Origin of the sequence: Geobacillus sp. WSUCF1, assembly GCF_000422025.1 — a bacterium.
In the GTDB taxonomy this organism is placed as follows: domain Bacteria; phylum Bacillota; class Bacilli; order Bacillales; family Anoxybacillaceae; genus Geobacillus; species Geobacillus zalihae.
On sequence record NZ_ATCO01000078.1, the window covers coordinates 1 to 18,129 of the forward strand.

Here is an 18,129-nt window from a genome sequence, read left to right on the forward strand (position 1 = left end):
ATATATCGAGACGCTGTCGGTGTTGGCTGTGCTGGAAGGCTATGCGACCGCGCTTGGCTCCGCCAATTTGACGAAGGAGGCGATCAACGAGCTTGAGCGGTTGAACGAACGGATGGAGCGGGCGCTTGAAGAGCTGGAGCTGGAACGGTTCAGCGAGCTGAACTATGAATTTCATTCCTTGATTTACGCCCATTGCGGCAACGCCTACCTCGAAGAGCAAATCAAGCAAATTTGGCAGCGGATGAAGCGCATCCGCGTGTACGGATTTACGTTTGTCCCGCAGCGGGCGAAAGCATCGATCGAAGAACATCGAGAGATCATCCGTCTGTTGCATGAACAGGCGCCGCCGCATGAAATCGAACAATACGTCCGTCAACACAAAATCAACACCGCCGAAGCGTTTAAGCGGCGGCGCTGATCTTCTTCCGCTGAGCGGGTGGCAGAGGCGTACCTTGGAGCGGCGGGCCGCCGATGACAGCCGTATATCGTCGTTGTTTCTTTCCCCTATTTCTGCTATGATGGGGGTAGATTTGACCCTCATTTCGGCATGAATGGGTCTCAGCCATAGAGGCAAGATGTCGGACGAAGCGCCCGTCGTGTGGAAACATCAAGAAGGAAAGCCGCCCAACCGCCAGCGGAAGGCGCAGGGCGGCTGATGACGAAAAGGGAAGGATGGGAGAACCGTATGGATGATCGTACATTTCGCAGAGCCATGGGAAAATTTGCGACCGGCGTGACGGTCGTGACGACCGAATTTCAAGGGGAAGCGAAAGGAATGACGGCGAACGCGTTTATGTCCGTTTCGCTCGACCCGAAACTTGTCGTCGTCTCCATTGGTCACAAAGCGCGAATGCATGACATTGTCAAGCAAACGGGGAAATTTGCCGTCAACATTTTGCGGCGCGATCAAGAGGAGTTGTCGCGCTTGTTTGCCGGCCAGTTGAAAGAAGAACGCCATGTTTCGTTTGATTGGGTGAACGGCCATCCGATTTTGCCGGAGGCGTTGGCGAATATTTTATGCAACGTCCACAGCACGTACGTGGCCGGCGATCATACGCTTTACTTTGGGGAAGTGACCGATATTTTGATGAAAGACGAACCGGGCGACCCGCTCTTGTTTTTTGAAGGGAAGTACCGGAGCATTGGACAATAAGCGCCCTTGGATGGATCGGGGCCGCTATGTCGATGCGGGGACGACGCAACAGGCAGTTCAGCCCGTCATCTTGCGTCCCGGCCGTTTCCATGGCGCTATTAGAAAAGGTGTCCCGCTGTTTGGGACACCTTCGTTGTTATTTTTTCAATACATCGTGATCGACGTACCGTTCGCCGTTCAGTTCGCTGATGACGTTGATGGCGACTTTCGCTCCGTCGCCGGCCGTGATGATTGTATGGACGCTGACGCCGGCCACCGTCCCTGCCGCCCAAATGCCGTCGATGTTCGTTTTGCCATTGGCGTCGACGTCAATCACCGTTTTAATGCGCGGCTCCGTGCCCGGTTTGGTGCGCAGGCCGATTTTTTCCGCCAGATCCGTGGCGACGCCGGTGGCGAAAATGACGTGTTTCGCCTCAAAGGAGCCGTTTTCCGTTTCGAGGCGGAAGCCGCCGTCCGTTTTTTGCACGTCTGTCACTTGCGTTTCCACCAATTCCGCCCCGAATTTTGCGGCTTGCTTTTTCCCGGTTTCCACCAATTCCGGGCCGCTGATTTGCGGAACCCCGTAATGGTTTTCCACCCAAGCGCGCTTTGTCATGCCTTTGTCGCTGTCAAACAAGACCGTTTTCTTCCCGGCTTTGGCGGCGAAGATCGCAGCGCTTGCCCCCGCAGGCCCGGCGCCGATGATGGCGATGTCGTACATCGTGACCGCCTCCTTCTTTTGAATATTGGCACTACTATTACCTTATCACAAATAGAAAAAGAGTCCAAATGATCTGCTCATTATTTATAATTATTATCATTTTGTATTTACTTTAAATAATCATGGGTGTATAATAGATACCAAACACGCAGCAAAGGGGAGGAAACGCGTGAATAAACCGGCCGTTTGTGAACAGTGCGGTCAGCCGTTGCGGCGGCTGAAACATTCGCTGCTTTGTCAATGCGGGATGAAAATTGTCGTGCAAAAATAATATACCGAAAAAACGGCTTCCTGTTTCTGTCGCATTCAACCGGCGAATGGCGCCGGTTTTTTTCTGTCCTCATTTGGGGCGGCGGCGAATATATAAAAGTAAAACCGCATTTTTCACAAGGGTTGGTGCCGCTGATGCACGACAAACGAGATTTGGGCGCCCGCTTGGCCGCCTTTTACCGAGGGATGGCGGAGTGGGTGGGACAAAAGCAGAAGTATTTTCCTCTTCCATCCCATGAAGAGAGCCGGGATCAGTTGCTTGCTTACTTATATATGAGGGAGCATATGCCGTCGGATTTGCGTGAAGCGATGGAAGACGCCGGATGGCGGCTCGAGGGGCAAGAGGCTCATCTCATCGACGCGATCGAACAAGTTTTGGCCTATTTGCGCACGCGGGTTGATGGCGGATGGGAGCTTCGAAAGATGACAAGAAAGGAAGCGAAACAGTTGCTTCATAAACGGGCGGGGGCAGTGTTCGGAAGCCCAAGTTCTGTTCGGCCGACACGCATTATGGTGACGATGGACGAGGCATGGGTGGATGAGCCGGGGCTGATCGAGCGGCTGCTTCTTTATGGCATGGACATCGCCCGCATCAACTGCGCCTACGGTTCTCCGGAAACGTGGGAGGCGCTCGTGGCCATCATTCGTCAAGCCGAGAAGCAGTTGGAGCCACAGCTGCAGGGGAGGCGATGCCGCATTTACATGGATCTGCCGGGGCCAAAAATCCGGGTCGACCGCTTGGCGGTCAACGCGGGGCCGATGAAGCTCTCTGTGAAGAAAAATCTATATGGAGAGCCAATGGAGCCGCTCTTCGGCCTCATTTCCTTCTCTTCTTCCCCGCCGCCGTCTCCGCTCCCCCGCGATGTTTCATTCTTGTGGCAGTTGACGGCTGAGGGCGGAGCGACCGTCGAAGAAGGGGATGAACTGCTGTTTACCGATGTGCGCGGAAAAAAACGAAAACTTCGGGTCACTGAACAAATCGCTCCGTCTTGTTTTAAAGTTCTTCTTTCGCGGACGGCCTATGTGCAAAAAGGGATGAAACTGCGGCGCGGGTCGGCTTCTTTCACTCTATGTTCTGTTTTGTTCATTCCAATGAAAGCGTTTGTCACGGTCGGTACACCGCTGTATATTTATTTCGATGACGCTGCGTTTGCACAGGCGCAGAATGGCTGCGGTGTGAAAATGACGACGACGTTGGCGAAAGCGTGGCGCAATGTGCGGGCGGGAGACCGCCTTTATTTGAACGACGGCCAAATTGCAGCGCGGGTCGTGAAAGTGCACGAGCGGCATGTAGAGGCCAAAGTCGTTGCCGATGGCGGAAAGCGAAAAGCGATTAAGCAAGGAACGGGCATCCATCTTCCCGATTCGTTTCTCCATTTGACGGTTCCGCCGCTCACCGACCGCGACCTTGAATGGATTCCGTTCATCGCGAGATGGGCGGATATCGTCGGGCTGTCGTTTGTTCAGGCCCCTCATGACCTGCGAAAGCTTTATCATTTGCTTGCCGAACAAGGGGCTGGTTCTCTCCCGGTGATCGCGAAAATCGAAACGCGGGCGGCGCTTCATAACTTCGTTCGCATCTTGCTTGAGGGATTGAAGTTTCCGGCGTTTGGTGTGATGATTGCGCGCGGCGATTTGGCCCTGGAGATCGGATTTGAACATCTTGCGGCCGCACAGAACGACGTTTTGGCGCTATGCCGGGCGGCTCACACCCCGGTCATTTGGGCGACGCAAGTGCTTGAACAAATGGCGAAAAAGGGAATTCCGTCGCGCGCGGAAATCTCGGATGTTTTTCTTGGAAAACAGGCGCAATGCATCATGTTGAACAAAGGAAGGCATATTGCGGAGGCGGTGCGCTTATTGTCGTCGTTGTTGGAAAAGGAGGAGAGGCAGAGTGGATCGCTGGCGATGCCGAAAACGGACGGCGAACGGATGAACCTGCTTAACTTGTGGGAGGATGAAGGGTGAGCGTTGGCCACTGCTTCCGCCGTCTGTTTGAGAAATGAGCCGCGCCAAAAAAGGAGTCCTGCTGTGTTAGGGGGCTCCGTATTTTTTGTCTAAATGTAAACCTATATAAAAATAAAGTTGACAAATAAAAAAACATATCAGGCACAATAGAAACAAATATTTGGAGAGGAGGGGAAACGTGCACATCCGTTCCTTTGTTTGGGCAGCCTTTTTTGCCGCGCTGACGGCGGTCGGCGGATTCATCAAAATCCCGGTGCCGTATGTGCCGTTTACGCTGCAAATCGCCGCAGTCTATTTGTCGGGATGTCTGCTTGGTCCAAGAACAGGAGCGCTCAGCCAGATGCTTTACGTGTTGATCGGGCTGGCGGGCGCACCGGTGTTTGCGGAAGGAGGCGGGCTCGGTTATATTTGGAAGCCGACGTTTGGGTACTTGCTTGGCTTCATTGCTGGAGCGTATACGTGCGGCTCGCTTGTGCACCGCTTTCAATGGACAAGAGCGCAGGACATATGGAAGGCGAATTTGGCGGCATTGTTCGTCGTGTATGCGTTTGGCTGCACGTGGCTGTACATAGCAATGAAATGGATCGCGGAGACTCCGCTTTCCATCGGCCAAACGCTATGGTTCGGCTTTCTTCTTCCGGTGCCGGGGGATCTCGTGCTTTGCGCCGTTTGTTCCGTCGTGGCGGCGCGCGTATGGCCGCGCGTCCGACCGATCATGATGACTCGAGGGATGGGGGGATAAGAGAATGGGGCAAGCCATTTTCATGACGGGAACAGGAACAGAAATCGGCAAAACGGTCGTCACTTCCATCGTGGCGTTGGCGCTGGAGCGGCTTGGGATGAAGGTCGGCGTGTTTAAACCGGTTCAGACTGGACTGGCCGAAGACGGGGTGTCGTTTGCCGAACAATATTGGTACGAACGAGTGGCGAAGATTCCGACATCAGAAGGCATGTACTATATGGAACCGGCGATGTCGCCGCATTTAGCGGCGAAGTTGACCGGCACGTCCATCGAACCAGAGAGGGTGGCCGAACGGTTGGAATGGCTTACGCAGCGCTATGATGTGGTGCTCGTCGAAGGAGCGGGAGGGTTGGCCGTTCCGTGGTGCGAGCGCGACGGACGATGGTATATGACGAGCGATTTTGTCCGCGACTATGAGGTGCCGGCGATTCTCGTGTCGCTCTCAAGCCTTGGTGCGATTCATCACGCGGTGACGACGGCGGCGTATGCCGACGCGCAAGGCATTCGTCTGCTTGGCCTGATGTTCAATCAGTTTCAGGAGCAAGAGATTATCCACCAAAACAATGTCGAAACGATCGCCGCCTTGCTTCGGCTGCCGGTGCTGGCGGTCGTGCCGCTCCTTCCTGCAGTCTCAAGGCGGGAACTGGAAACCTTAGCTCAGCGTTGGATCGAACAAGGAAAGGCGAAACAACTGCTGGAGGTGCTTGGCGTTGGCGTATAGCTACGAGCAATTGGAACAGTGGGACAAGCAGTACGTCTGGCATCCATTTACGCAAATGAAGCAGTATGCCAAAGAACGCCCCTTGATCATTGAACGCGGGCAAGGAAGCTATTTGTACGATGTCGACGGCAACCGGTACCTAGACGGCTATGCGTCGCTATGGGTCAATGTCCACGGCCATAACGATCCGGAGCTGAATGCGGCGCTTCGCGAGCAATTGGAGAAAATTGCCCATTCGACATTGCTTGGTTCGGCGAATGTGCCGTCGATTTTGTTGGCCAAACGGTTGCTTGAATATTGGCCGCACATGTCAAAAGTGTTTTATTCCGATACCGGGGCGGCGGCGGTGGAAATCGCGCTCAAGATCGCCTATCAGTATTGGAAAAACATCGACCCGGTCCAATATGCGAAGAAGAACAAGTTTGTCTCGTTGAAGGAAGCGTACCACGGCGATACGGTCGGGGCGGTGAGCGTTGGCGGCATGGAAACGTTCCACCGCATTTTTGCGCCGCTTTTGTTTGAGCGGATCGAAGTGCCGTCGCCGTACGTGTATCGGATGGATGAATACGGAAGCGAGCAGGAGATCATCGACTATTGTTTGCGCGAGCTTGAACGGGTGCTTGAGGAGCAGCACGAGCACATCGCCGGCGTGATCGTGGAACCGCTTGTGCAAGGAGCGGCGGGGATCATCGTCCATCCGCGCGGGTTTTTAAAAGGAGTGGAAAGGCTTTGCCGCCGGTATGGGGTGCTCTTCATTTGCGACGAGGTCGCCGTCGGCTTTGGCCGCACCGGCACGATGTTCGCTTGTGAGCAGGAAGAGGTGAAGCCTGATCTTGTCTGCCTTGGGAAAGGGATCACGGGAGGATATTTGCCGCTCGCGGCCACACTGGTCACGGAAGAGATTTATGCGGCATTTCTCGGCGATGTGGACGAAGACAAAACGTTTTACCACGGCCATACGTACACGGGAAACCAGCTCACTTGTTCCGTTGCGCTGAAAAACATCGAGCTCATCGAAACACGCGGCTTGATTGACAGCGTCAAGCGGAAGGCGCGCCGACTGGCCGAATGGCTTGATCGGTTGTATGACATTCCGATTGTCGGCGACATCCGGCAAAAAGGCTTGATGTGCGGCATTGAAATCGTGAAAGACCGAAGAACGAAAGAAGTCTTTCCGCGCGCGGCCATGGTGGAGCACCGGATCATCCTTGAGGCGCGCCGGAGGGGGCTTGTCATCCGTCCGCTCGGCCCGGTGTTGACGTTCATACCAGTTCTTTCGATGAGCGAAGACGAAATGGCTGAGGCGGTGCGCATTTTGTTCGATTCGCTTGCCTGTTTGTACGAACAGGCGCGCGCAGAGTTTCTATAAGCGGGGGCGGCGGACAGCCGCCTGCTTTTGTTTTTCGAATATACTGGGAATAAAAGAAAATAATTTCCTTTAATGAGAATATCTTGTAGAAAGAGACCTTCCTTTGCATTCACGGATCGATGATTTGGATCGATGATTTGGGAGAAATCGCCGTTTTTCACCAGCCTTCTAGGTACTGGCCTAAGCAGCGGGCGTTTTTCCTGCATACAGTGGGACTAAAGCAAGCGGAAGGGGGGGGGGAGCAAGATGAGCCATCTCCAAGTGGCGGATGAGCGCATTTGGCGGCCGTGGGGCTTTTGGCGGCCATGGGGCTGGTGGTTTTGGCGGCCGCGCCCGTTTTTCTTCGGCGCTCCGTTTTTTGTCGCTCCATTTTTCGGCGGCTTTTTAGGCGGCTTGCTTGGGAGCGCATTGGTTCCGCCGTTTTTCTATCCGTGGTGGTATGGCCCCATTTGGTGGTGAGAAACCGGCAAGGGTTGGGCGGACGGCCCACCCTCTTTTCTTGTTGTTGCATATGAATAAAGTGTAGCATTCTAGCTTTGGGGAAAGGAGAAGGAACGATGCTATTTCCAGGATTGTTGTTTGGCGCCCCATTTGTCGGCGGCTTCTTGGGCGGACTGCTCGGCGGCGCGTTGGCTCCGCGTCCGTTTTACCCATACCCGCCGTATCCGCCGTACCCGCCGTATCCAGGCTGGTGGTATTGATCGTCTATTCATGATCATGAAAGAATAAGCATCCCTGTGGAACAAGAAGGGATGCTTATTCAATGATCCCGGTGTCGCGGATGCGGACGTCCGCTGTTTGCAGCATGCTCCATACCGATTCGGATGGCGCTGTCATCCCTTTCTCCCCTTTCTGCGCCCTGTCTTCTTAACGGATTGAGAAAGAGGATGTCCTTCTGCCGTTCGGACATCCCCTCGTTTTGTTATTGCATGGCATTTCGTTGATAAGGGAGCTGATTCGTATACCCTTGGAACTGCTGGTACGTTTGCTGAAGCTTTTGCGGATCGGCGGCTTCAAGCTTGTACCATCCTTTTTTGAACATCAAATTGTACAAGTCGCGCTGACAGTTTTGCGTTTCAGTGAAAATATTCATCATATCTTGATATAATGGTTGGTTGCTCGCTTCATGCAAGTACACGCTGTACGACAAGGTCATGTATTTTTCCGTCGTCAACATGTCGTTTAGAAAATCGCGCTCGTTCATTTGCGGCGTTTTCGGCACTTGCATCTCCGGATTTTGCACTTGTTTCGTGTTCATGCATCGTTCCTCCTTTCACATCACCGGCGGCTGCGGCGGAGTTTGCAAATGGCGCAAAATCATGTCGTAATGGCGCTGATGCATCTGTCCAGCGCGCTCGATCGCCTGCACTACTTCGGGATCCCGACATTGCGAGGCGAAAAAGTGCGCTTTTTTCGCCGCGAGCAAGTTCCACGACATCATGTCGGAAAAATACATGGCGTCTTTGGTGGACACCATTTGCGGCGGCTCGGGCATCGCCGCCTGCGGGTTCATTTGTGGTTGCTGTTGCATCGTTGTTCGCTCCTTTCGTCGGTTGTTCGCTTGTAGATTGTGCAGAGAGTGGAAAATTATGCGCATATAAAAAATAAACCGTGGGGAAAAAACATATTCAATTGAATTGAAACATGGTACAATAAGAATGGTGAATGCGTTTCCATACAAGGAGGCTTGCAACAGTGGAGCAGTTGATGCGCGATTTTTTCCTGTTCTTATCGAAAAATAAAACATTGACGAAATGGGCGAAACGATACGGCCTTCGCTTCGGCGCTTCACGGTTTGTCGCCGGCGAAACGATCGAGGAAGCAGTGCGCGTCATCCGCCAGCTGAACGAAAAAGGATTGGCGGTCACGGTCGACTATTTGGGTGAGTTTGTCGACAATGAGCAGGAAGCGAATGAGATGGCGCGCCATTGCTTGGAGGCGATTGAGGCGATCAGCCGGGAGAAGTTGAACTCGCAGCTGTCGCTGAAAATGACATCGATGGGGCTTGATATTTCCGATGAGCTTGTCATGCGCAACATGCGCCGCATTTTGGATGCGGCAAAACAGCGCGGCGTGTTTGTGACGATCGATATGGAAGACTATTCGCGCTGCCAAAAGACGCTGGACATTTTTAAAATGTTGAAAAAAGAATACGACAACGTCGGCACGGTGCTGCAGGCGTATTTGTACCGGACGGAACAAGACATTGAAGATTTAAAGCCGTACCGCCCGAACTTGCGGCTCGTCAAAGGAGCGTACAAAGAGCCGCCTGAAGTGGCGTTTCCGGATAAAAAAGATGTCGATGAGAACTTTAAGAAGATCATTAAAATGCATTTGCTAAACGGCAACTATACGGCGGTGGCGACGCATGACGACGCCATCATCGAATATACGAAGCAGCTCGTCAAAGAATACAACATTCCCAACAGCCAGTTTGAATTCCAAATGCTGTACGGCATCCGCCCGGAGCGCAACTCGAGCTGGCGCGCGAAGGATATACGATGCGCGTGTACGTTCCGTACGGCACGGACTGGTATGGCTATTTTATGCGCCGGCTCGCCGAACGGCCGGCCAACGTGGCGTTTGTTTTAAAAGGCATCCTCCGCAAGTAGGGGCGCAAAACAGAGGAAAACGCCGGCGGCCGCCGAGCGTTCGGGCGCAGAAGGGGACAGGCATCCAGCGAGCGGCCATGAAGCCGGTTTCCATTTTAAACCATGGCCGCTGCATATCCCGAGGCGTCGGGCGGTCATTTGAGGGAAAGGCCGTTCAGATCGTGCGGCCTTTCTTTGCTTTTCCCTATATCTGCAGCTATGACAGGCGGGAGCTGACGATGTGGGCGTCAGCTCCCTTGCATGTTGTGCTTTTTGTACTGCTGGTTTTGGCTTGTCCGTTTGCCGCCGCCGTCGGCTTCGACCGTCGGGCCGGCGTTTCCTTTGACGCTTGCGGCGCTGACGCCGCGTTCAGACGGATTTTTTTTTCAGCCGGGCCATCGTCTTCACCTCCTGTTTGTTAGTATGGATGAAAGAACGGCCTCGATGTGAAAAAAATGTGCGCAAATATATTGCGAAAATTACCAACATACTATATATTGAATATAGAGAACGTTTTCACGGCTATTTTTTTCGCCGAAAAATGAATGATGATTCATTCAATGGTGTGAGGGGGAACCGAAATGGCAAAACGCATTCGGCGCGCCGCGGTGCTTGGGTCCGGCGTCATGGGTTCGGGCATTGCCGCCCATTTGGCGAACGTCGGCATTCCGACGCTGCTGTTGGATATCGTGCCGCGGGAATTGACGAAAGAGGAAGAAGCAAAAGGTTGGACGCTCGAGCATAAACAAGTGCGCAACCGCCTCGCCAATCAGGCGCTGGAAAGACTGCTCAAGCAAAAACCGGCGCCGCTCATGTCCAAAGACAACATCGCTTTGATTGAAACGGGCAACTTCGAGGATGACTTCCACCGGCTCGCGGAAGTCGATTGGATCATTGAAGCGGTCGTTGAAAAGCTGGAAGTGAAAAAAGAAGTCTTCGCTCGCGTCGACGAGGTGCGGACGCCGGGGACGATCGTCAGCTCGAACACATCCGGCATCTCGATCGCCGCGATGGCGGAGGGGCGTTCGGATGATTTCAAAAAACACTTTTTAGGCACGCATTTCTTCAATCCGCCGCGCTATTTGAAGCTGCTTGAGATCATCCCGACGGAGCATACGGATCCGGATGTGGTCGCCTATATGAAATCGTTCGGCGAAGACGTGCTCGGCAAAGGCGTCGTCATGGCGAAAGATACGCCGAACTTCATCGCCAACCGGATCGGCACGTATGGGTTGCTTGTCACCGTCCGCGAGATGATGCAAGGCGGCTACAGCGTCGGCGAGGTCGATTCGGTGACGGGGCCGCTCATCGGCCGGCCGAAAAGCGCGACGTTCCGCACGCTTGACGTCGTCGGGCTCGATACGTTCGTGCATGTCGCCAACAACGTGTATGAAAACGTCGAAGGGGAAGAAAAAGAGGCGTTCCGCGTGCCGGAGTTTATGAAAACGATGCTTGAAAACGGCTGGCTCGGCAGCAAATCCGGACAAGGCTTTTTCCTCAAGCAAGGAAAAGACATTCTCGAGCTGAACTACGTCACGATGCAATACGAGCCGCGCAAAAAGCTTGTCACCCCGGCGGTGGAGATGGCGAAGCAGGCGAAAGGAGCGGCCGCCAAGCTGCAAACGCTCGTGTATGCCGATGGCGACCGCGCGGGAACGCTCCTTTGGAACATCATCGCGCCGACATTGCTGTACACCGCCCGCCTTGTCGGGGAGATCGCCGACGACATCGTGGCGATCGATCAGGCGATGAAGTGGGGGTTCGGCTGGGAGCAAGGTCCGTTTGAACTGTGGGATGCGATCGGCCTCGAGAAGTCGGTGCGCAAAATGCAGGCGGAAGGGCGCGACATCCCGTCGTGGATCACGGACATGCTCGCCGACGGAGCCACATCGTTCTATAAAACGGAAAACGGCCGGCTGTTCTATTATGCGCCGGGCGGGTATAAAACAGTAGAAGAAAACGAAAAAGTCATCCACATCCGCCGACTGAAAGAGGCGCGCGGCGTCATCAAGAAAAATGCCGGCGCCAGCCTCATTGACCTCGGCGACGACGTGGCGCTTCTGGAGTTCCATTCGCCGAACAACGCGATTGGCGCCGATATTGTCCAAATGATCAACGAGGCGCTTGAGGAAGTCAACCGCAACTACAAAGGGCTCGTCATCGGCAACCAAGGGAAAAACTTCTGCGTCGGCGCGAACTTGGCGATGATGCTCATGGAGGCGCAAGACGAAAACTTTTTTGAATTGGAACTTGCCGTTCGCCAGTTCCAGCAAGCGCTTCTCAAAATGAAATACAACCCGAAGCCGGTCGTCGTCGCGCCGTTTGCCATGACGTTAGGCGGCGGGGCGGAAGTGAGCTTGGCGGCTTCGCGCATCCAAGCGGCGGCCGAGACGTACATCGGGCTTGTCGAAGTCGGCGTCGGCTTGATTCCGGGCGGCGGCGGCAACAAGGAGCTGTACATCAAACGGTTGAACAGCCTGCCGCGCGGCGTGGACGTCGACTACGTCAAAATCGCGGCCAGCGTATTTGAAACGATCGCCATGGCGAAAGTGTCGACGTCAGCGGCGGAAGCGCGCGAGCTTGGCTTCTTGAATCACCGCGACGGCATCACGATGAACGGCGACCATCTGCTGTATGAAGCGAAACAGGCGGTGCTCTCGATGTATGAGGAAGGGTACCGGCCTCCTGTAAGGAAGAAAGTGCCGGTGGCCGGCGAAAGCGGCTATGCCGCCATGCTGCTTGGGGCGCAGTCGATGTTCCATTCCGGCTACATCAGCGAGCACGATTTGAAAATCGCGAAAAAATTGGCGTATGTTCTAGCCGGCGGCAAAGTGCCGTACGGAACGGAAGTCGACGAGCAATATTTGCTCGATCTCGAGCGCGAGGCGTTTTTGAGCCTCATCGGCGAGCCGAAGACGCAAGCGCGCATGCAGCATATGCTTGTGAAAGGAAAACCGCTCCGCAACTAAAGCGGAGGAGATCAAGGGGGGATTGGCGTGAGAGAAGCGGTCATTGTCGCAGGTGCGCGCACACCGGTCGGCAAAGCGAAAAAAGGAACGCTCGCCCACGTGCGGCCGGATGATTTAGGGGCGCTCGTCGTCAAAGAAACGATCAAGCGCGCGGGGAACTATGAAGGAAACATTGACGACTTGATTATCGGGTGCGCCATGCCGGAGGCGGAGCAAGGATTGAACATCGCCCGCAACATCGGCGCGCTCGCCGGGCTGCCGTATACCGTGCCGGCGATCACGATCAACCGGTATTGTTCGTCCGGTTTGCAGGCGATCGCCTATGCGGCGGAACGGGTGATGCTCGGCCATTCCGATACGGTCATCGCCGGCGGGGTCGAATCGATGAGCATGGTGCCGATGATGGGGCATGTCGTCCGCCCGAATGCCCGCTTGGCGGAAGAAGCGCCGGAATACTACATGTCGATGGGGCACACGGCCGAGCAAGTGGCGAAAAAATACGGCGTCAGCCGCGAGGACCAAGACGCGTTCGCGGTGCGCAGCCACCAGCGCGCCGCCAAGGCGATTGCCGAAGGAAAATTCAATGAAGAAATCGTGCCGGTCGAGGTGACGGTGCGCAAAGTAGAAGGCAACAAACTCGTTGAGGAGAAAGTCGTCTTTACACAAGATGAAGGCGTACGCCCGGACACGAATATGGAAACGCTCGCGAAACTCCGGCCGGCGTTTGCGGTAAACGGCACCGTCACCGCCGGCAACGCGTCGCAAATGAGCGACGGGGCGGCGGCGGTCATGGTGATGGACCGCGAAAAAGCGGAGTCGCTCGGCTTGAAGCCGCTCGGCAAGTTTCGTTCGTTCGCGGTTGCCGGCGTGCCGCCGGAAGTGATGGGGATCGGCCCGGTCGCTGCGGTGCCGAAAGCGTTGAAGCTGGCCGGCCTTGAGCTGTCCGACATCGGTTTGATCGAGCTGAACGAAGCGTTCGCCTCGCAATCGATCCAAGTCATCCGCGAACTTGGATTGGATGAAGACATTGTCAACGTCAACGGCGGGGCGATTGCTCTAGGCCACCCGCTCGGTTGCACGGGCGCGAAGCTGACCTTGTCTTTGCTTTACGAAATGCGGCGCCGCAACGTGCAGTTCGGCATCGTCACGATGTGCATCGGCGGCGGCATGGGAGCGGCTGGCGTGTTTGAGCTGCTGTAGCGGCAGCTGACATCAAGCGGGCTTCATCAGCTCGCGCGAGGCATGCATCCGCATTTGCCCGGCTGCATGGAACGTCTATTTCCCGGGCGGCGTTGCCGCCCGGATCATCAATCATCTTTCGGGGGAGGAAATCAACGATGGCCAAAACGATGGAAGAAGCGATCAAAGGCGGCAGCTTTTTGATTGAAGACATTCCGGCCGAGCGCGTCTTTACGCCGGAAGATTTCACCGACGAGCATCATATGATTGCCAAAACGACGGAAGAGTATGTCAACAATGAAGTGCTCCCGCAGCTCGAGCATTTGGAAAACCACGAGTTTGACCGTTCCGTGAAATTGCTTCGCAAAGCGGGCGAGCTCGGCTTGTTAAGCGCTGACATTCCGGAAGAATACGGCGGTTTGGGCCTAGATAAAGTCAGCTCGGCCATCATTGCAGAAAAAATGGCGCCGGCCGGCGGTTTTGCCATTTCGCACGGGGCGCACGTCGGGATTGGTTCGCTGCCGATCGTCTTGTTCGGCACGGAAGAACAAAAACAAAAATATTTGCCGTATTTAGCGACCGGCGAAAAAATCGCCGCCTACGCCTTGACGGAGCCTGGCTCGGGTTCGGACGCCCTCGGCGCGAAAACGACGGCGAGATTAAACGCGGAAGGCACGCATTACATTTTAAACGGCGAAAAACAATGGATCACCAACTCCGGTTTTGCTGATGTGTTTGTCGTCTATGCAAAAGTCGACGGCGAACATTTCACCGCGTTCATCGTGGAACGCGACTTCCCGGGCGTTTCAACTGGTCCGGAAGAAAAGAAAATGGGGATTAAAAGCTCGTCGACAAGAACGCTCATTTTGCAAGATGTGCCGGTGCCGAAAGAAAACGTGCTCGGTGAAATCGGAAAAGGCCATGTCATCGCCTTCAACATTTTGAACATCGGCCGCTACAAGCTCGGACTGGGAGCGGTTGGCGGTGCGAAACGGGCGCTCGAAATCACGCTCAAATACGCGAACCAACGCCAGCAGTTCAAACGCCCGATTTCGCAGTTTACGCTGACGCAGGAAAAATTTGCGACGATGGCGTCGCGCCTGTATGCCGCCGAAAGCTCGGTGTACCGTACGGTCGGCTTGTTCGATGAACGGATGGGTCTGCTCGATGGGGAAAAAGCGAAAGACGGCAAGGAAGTGGCGAAATCGATCGCCGAATACGCGATCGAGTGCTCGCTGAACAAGTTTTTCGCGACCGAGGTGCTCGATTACATCGTGGACGAAGGCGTGCAAATCCACGGCGGCTACGGCTTCATGCAGGAATACGAAATTGAGCGCGCCTACCGCGATTCGCGCATCAACCGCATTTTTGAAGGGACGAATGAAATCAACCGCCTGCTCGTTCCGGGCATGTATTTGAAAAAGGCGGTAAAAGGCGAGCTGCCGCTCTTCCAAAAAGCGCAACAGCTTCAGGAAGAACTGATGATGATGACGGCCGAAGAACCGGGAACGGGCGTGCTGGAACAAGAGAAATACTTGGTGCGCAACGCCAAAAAAAATCGCCTTGATGGTCGCCGGCTTAGCGGCGCAAAAATACGGCCAGCGCATTGAAGAAGAGCAAGAAGTGCTTGTGAACATCGCGGACATTGTCTCGAACGTTTACGCGATGGAATCCGCGCTCTTGCGCACGGAAAAAGCGATTCAGGCGAGCGGTGAGGAGAAAAACAAACAAAAATGGCTGTACACGCAAATTTTCTGCCAAGAGGCGTTCAATGAAATTGAGGCGCATGCGAAAGAAACGCTCGTCGCCGTCGAACAAGGCGACACGCTGCGGATGATGCTCGCCGCGCTCCGCCGGCTGACGCGCCATACGCCGATCAACGTGATCGCGAAAAAACGCGAAGCGGCCGCCGCGCTCATTGAAGCCGAACGGTATATTGTGTGATAATGGGAAGTGCCAGGCAGACTGCCTGGTGCTTCTTATTTGTTTGCCAAACAGCGGAAATGAAAGGGAGGAGTGAAGATGGCGCTCACGCTCTATTGGTATCCAAAATGCGGAACGTGCCGGAAGGCGAAGCGTTGGCTCGATGAACACGGCATTGAGGTGCAAACGGTGCATTTGGTCGACGAGCCGCTGACGAAAGAGGAGCTGGCTGAACTGCACCGAAAAAGCGGGCTGCCGCTCAAAAAATTTTTTAATACGAGCGGCATGAAATACCGCGAGCTTGGCTTGAAGGACAAGCTCGACCGCGCATCGGAAGACGAGATGCTCGATTGGCTCGCCTCGGACGGGATGTTGGTCAAACGGCCGATTTTGACGGACGGCGAGCGGGTCGTCGTGGGCTTTCGCGAACAAGACTACGAGGCGTTTTTCGCCAAGAAGGCATAAAATTTTTTGCAAAATCGCGTCAAGACAGTGAGTTTTATTGAAAAATCGGTTATGATGAAGAAGAACATATTTTGATTTTGCTGCGATGGAGGGATTCGATGAACACGCCGAAAGAACTTCGTTACACAAAGGAGCATGAATGGGTGCGCGTGGAAGGAGAGAACGTGCGCATCGGCATTACGGATTACGCCCAGTCAGAACTTGGCGACATCGTCTTTGTCGAGCTGCCGGAAGTCGGCGCGGAGGTTGTGGCGAACGAGCCGTTCGGCAGCGTTGAATCGGTGAAAACGGTCTCGGAATTGTATGCGCCGATCAGCGGCACGGTCGTTGAAGTGAATGAGGCGTTGAACGACCATCCAGAGTACGTGAACGAATCGCCATATGACAAAGCGTGGATGATCGTCGTCAAACCGAACGATTTGAGCGAAATCGACAATTTGTTGACGGCGGAACAATACGAGGCCATGATCAACGAAGGATAAACGTTCCTGCAATCTTCGCTTCGATTCGGGCACTCTATACATACCGGAATTTGATTGAAAAAAGGGGTGCTCGCGATGGCGCTGCAAACGACGCGCATAGATGTCACGGACCGGATCATCGGCAAACTGAACGGCCGCTCGCTGGAGTTGTACGAGGAAGGAGAGCTCATCGGGCGCCTTCCGCTTCCGGCGGCCGTCCCGTTGAAAAAGGGGTATACCGAACAAAACGGAAGAATTTACAAACAGGTGACCGCTACCGTTGAGCCGGACCAAAAATATGTCGATTGCGACGGGGAAGCGGGCTGGTGTTGAAAGGCAACGGTGGATGGCCGTTGCTTTTCATTTTCAACATTTGGCCGGCGCAAGACATACAATAATAGTATCCTCATTTGAAGTTAGGTGGGTCGGACATGCGACGCGTGGAAAAAGTGATCATCGTCGAAGGGCGATCAGACAAGCAAAAAGTGGCGGCGGTGCTGAACGAACCAGTCGTCATCGTCTGCACAAACGGCACGATCAGTGATGCGCGCCTTGAGGAGCTGGCCGATGAGCTGGAAGGATGCGATGTATACGTCTTGGCCGATGCCGATGAGGCGGGAGAAAAATTGCGCCGGCAGTTTCGCCGCATGTTTCCAGAGGCGGAGCATCTTTACATTGACCGGGCGTATCGCGAAGTGGCGGCTGCTCCGATTTGGCACTTGGCGCAAGTGTTGCTGCGCGCCGATTTCGACGTCCGCATCGAATCGCTCATGAGGGGAAGAGGCGAGTGAAAGCGATCGACCGAAACGATGTCATGCGAGTGGTGGAAGTCGAGCCGCTTCTGGCCCTTTACTTGTATACCCCGCTGTGCGGCACGTGCCAGCTGGCGCGGCGGATGCTAACGGTGGTGGAGCAGTTGTTTCCGGCGCTGCCGTTTTACGAAACGGACATCAACTATATCCCTGAGCAGGCCGTTGCGTGGAAAATTGAAAGCGTTCCTTGCCTGCTTCTTTTTAGGGACGGAACGGTCGCAGGCAAGTGGTATGCCTTTCATTCCGTTCCGTATTTGTACGAAGTGATTCAAGCACGCTTGCCGGTCAAGTGATTCGCCTTTTTTTGACGCTGTTTGACACATTTCTTGGGAAATGACAAAAACGGCGCTCGTTCGTCAACGGGTTGTCGAGATTTTTGTAAAGGATTTCTCCTCTTCAGGTGGAAGTGAAAAAATAAAAATGGGGGAGGGGATATCCATGGAAATGCGTGAATTAGTCGGGCAGTTCGTGGAACGGATGCAAGCGTTGCGTCATTTGATGCCGATTTTGCCGGATGAGCAGCTGTGTGTTCGGTTTGAAAGTGGGGATGAAACCGCCTTGCTGTTGATCGGCAAGGAACCAGCCGCTTTAGGGATGGAACACGATGAACGGAAAACATTGACCGTGCGCGGCTCCAAAGAAGCGCTCGCGTCCTTGCTGAACGGCGAACTGAAGCTGCAGCAGCTCGTCCGCCTGCAAGAAGTGCACGTGTCAGGAAGCTTCCGTCAGCTGTTGCTTCTTGAATCGCTCCTCCATTTGGCCAAGCCTTATCGGGACGTCGGATAAAGTGTGAGTAAAATATTTGT

General features: G+C 54.5%; 19 protein-coding genes and 3 pseudogenes. 18 read left to right on the forward strand and 4 right to left on the reverse strand.

The window, feature by feature from the left end; all coding sequences use genetic code 11:
• Both I656_RS0115605 and I656_RS07865 read left to right on the forward strand, forming a co-directional pair.
• On the forward strand, positions 1-418 hold a 418-nt coding region (locus I656_RS0115605; protein ID WP_033005638.1), incomplete at its 5' end, for a GntR family transcriptional regulator.
• A 267-nt stretch (positions 419-685) separates the two neighbouring features.
• Complete coding sequence (locus I656_RS07865; protein ID WP_011232491.1) at positions 686-1,153, forward strand: flavin reductase family protein; 468 nt, start codon at positions 686-688, stop codon at positions 1,151-1,153.
• A gap of 136 nt (positions 1,154-1,289) precedes the next feature.
• Here the strand turns inward: I656_RS07865 and I656_RS07860 are convergent, their stop codons facing one another.
• The gene (locus I656_RS07860; protein ID WP_020755103.1) at positions 1,290-1,853 is read right to left on the reverse strand and encodes an FAD-dependent oxidoreductase; all 564 of its coding nucleotides are present in this window, start codon (positions 1,851-1,853) and stop codon (positions 1,290-1,292) included.
• Between the two features lie 405 nt (positions 1,854-2,258).
• On the opposite strand from I656_RS07860, the gene I656_RS07855 reads away from it, so the two are divergent.
• The 6 genes from I656_RS07855 to I656_RS18650 all read left to right on the forward strand — a co-directional run bounded on the left by I656_RS07855 (position 2,259) and on the right by I656_RS18650 (position 7,624).
• Positions 2,259-4,091 carry a pyruvate kinase gene (locus I656_RS07855; RefSeq protein ID WP_235048622.1) on the forward strand — a complete coding sequence of 611 codons (1,833 nt, stop codon included), beginning with the start codon at positions 2,259-2,261 and terminating at the stop codon, positions 4,089-4,091.
• Between the two features lie 178 nt (positions 4,092-4,269).
• Complete coding sequence (locus I656_RS07850; RefSeq protein WP_013144290.1) at positions 4,270-4,833, forward strand: biotin transporter BioY; 564 nt, start codon at positions 4,270-4,272, stop codon at positions 4,831-4,833.
• Between the two features lie 4 nt (positions 4,834-4,837).
• Positions 4,838-5,554 carry a dethiobiotin synthase gene (gene bioD / locus I656_RS07845; RefSeq protein ID WP_020755107.1) on the forward strand — a complete coding sequence of 239 codons (717 nt, stop codon included), beginning with the start codon at positions 4,838-4,840 and terminating at the stop codon, positions 5,552-5,554.
• On the forward strand, positions 5,544-6,923 hold the full coding sequence (gene bioA, locus I656_RS07840) for an adenosylmethionine--8-amino-7-oxononanoate transaminase (RefSeq protein ID WP_033005655.1): 1,380 nt from the start codon (positions 5,544-5,546) through the stop codon (positions 6,921-6,923). The genes bioD and bioA overlap by 11 nt, the downstream gene beginning before the upstream one ends.
• A 246-nt stretch (positions 6,924-7,169) precedes the next feature.
• Positions 7,170-7,382 (forward strand): hypothetical protein, encoded by a 213-nt coding sequence (locus tag I656_RS07835; RefSeq protein WP_020755109.1) that lies wholly within the window; start codon positions 7,170-7,172, stop codon positions 7,380-7,382.
• A gap of 98 nt (positions 7,383-7,480) precedes the next feature.
• Positions 7,481-7,624 (forward strand): hypothetical protein, encoded by a 144-nt coding sequence (locus tag I656_RS18650; RefSeq protein WP_013144293.1) that lies wholly within the window; start codon positions 7,481-7,483, stop codon positions 7,622-7,624.
• A gap of 221 nt (positions 7,625-7,845) precedes the next feature.
• Here I656_RS18650 and I656_RS07830 read toward each other — a convergent pair whose 3' ends face one another.
• Together I656_RS07830 and I656_RS0115610 are read right to left on the reverse strand one after the other, a co-directional pair.
• Positions 7,846-8,181 (reverse strand): spore coat protein, encoded by a 336-nt coding sequence (locus tag I656_RS07830; RefSeq protein ID WP_020755111.1) that lies wholly within the window; start codon positions 8,179-8,181, stop codon positions 7,846-7,848.
• Positions 8,182-8,196: 15 nt separating this feature from the next.
• Positions 8,197-8,454, reverse strand: a complete 258-nt coding sequence (locus tag I656_RS0115610) for a hypothetical protein (protein ID WP_033005641.1) — start codon at positions 8,452-8,454, stop codon at positions 8,197-8,199.
• A gap of 164 nt (positions 8,455-8,618) precedes the next feature.
• On the opposite strand from I656_RS0115610, the pseudogene I656_RS07825 reads away from it, so the two are divergent.
• Positions 8,619-9,535: pseudogene (locus I656_RS07825) on the forward strand (proline dehydrogenase family protein).
• A gap of 227 nt (positions 9,536-9,762) precedes the next feature.
• On the opposite strand, the pseudogene I656_RS17925 reads toward I656_RS07825, so the two are convergent.
• A pseudogene (locus I656_RS17925) lies at positions 9,763-9,900 on the reverse strand (YuzL family protein); the annotation flags it as partial.
• A 195-nt stretch (positions 9,901-10,095) separates the two neighbouring features.
• Here I656_RS17925 and I656_RS07815 point away from each other — a divergent pair.
• The 9 genes and pseudogenes from I656_RS07815 (at position 10,096) to I656_RS0115620 (ending at position 18,109) form a co-directional block, all read left to right on the forward strand.
• Complete coding sequence (locus I656_RS07815) at positions 10,096-12,483, forward strand: 3-hydroxyacyl-CoA dehydrogenase/enoyl-CoA hydratase family protein (protein ID WP_033005642.1); 2,388 nt, start codon at positions 10,096-10,098, stop codon at positions 12,481-12,483.
• A 27-nt stretch (positions 12,484-12,510) separates the two neighbouring features.
• Entirely contained in the window at positions 12,511-13,683 is a 1,173-nt protein-coding gene (locus I656_RS07810; protein ID WP_011232477.1) for an acetyl-CoA C-acetyltransferase, read from the forward strand.
• Positions 13,684-13,820: 137 nt separating this feature from the next.
• Positions 13,821-15,606, forward strand: a pseudogene (locus I656_RS0115615) (acyl-CoA dehydrogenase family protein).
• Between the two features lie 78 nt (positions 15,607-15,684).
• Entirely contained in the window at positions 15,685-16,050 is a 366-nt protein-coding gene (locus tag I656_RS07805; RefSeq protein WP_033005645.1) for an arsenate reductase family protein, read from the forward strand.
• Between the two features lie 98 nt (positions 16,051-16,148).
• Entirely contained in the window at positions 16,149-16,532 is a 384-nt protein-coding gene (gcvH, locus tag I656_RS07800) for a glycine cleavage system protein GcvH (RefSeq protein WP_033005647.1), read from the forward strand.
• 75 nt (positions 16,533-16,607) lie between these two features.
• Positions 16,608-16,844 carry a YusG family protein gene (locus I656_RS07795; RefSeq protein WP_011232473.1) on the forward strand — a complete coding sequence of 79 codons (237 nt, stop codon included), beginning with the start codon at positions 16,608-16,610 and terminating at the stop codon, positions 16,842-16,844.
• A 98-nt stretch (positions 16,845-16,942) separates the two neighbouring features.
• Positions 16,943-17,302, forward strand: a complete 360-nt coding sequence (locus tag I656_RS07790) for a toprim domain-containing protein (RefSeq protein WP_033005649.1) — start codon at positions 16,943-16,945, stop codon at positions 17,300-17,302.
• Entirely contained in the window at positions 17,299-17,616 is a 318-nt protein-coding gene (locus I656_RS07785; RefSeq protein ID WP_020755124.1) for a thioredoxin family protein, read from the forward strand. Before I656_RS07790 ends, I656_RS07785 begins: the two co-directional genes overlap by 4 nt.
• A gap of 145 nt (positions 17,617-17,761) precedes the next feature.
• Positions 17,762-18,109, forward strand: coding sequence for a hypothetical protein (locus I656_RS0115620; RefSeq protein ID WP_033005651.1), 348 nt, complete (start codon positions 17,762-17,764; stop codon positions 18,107-18,109).
• Positions 18,110-18,129 lie beyond the last annotated feature (20 nt).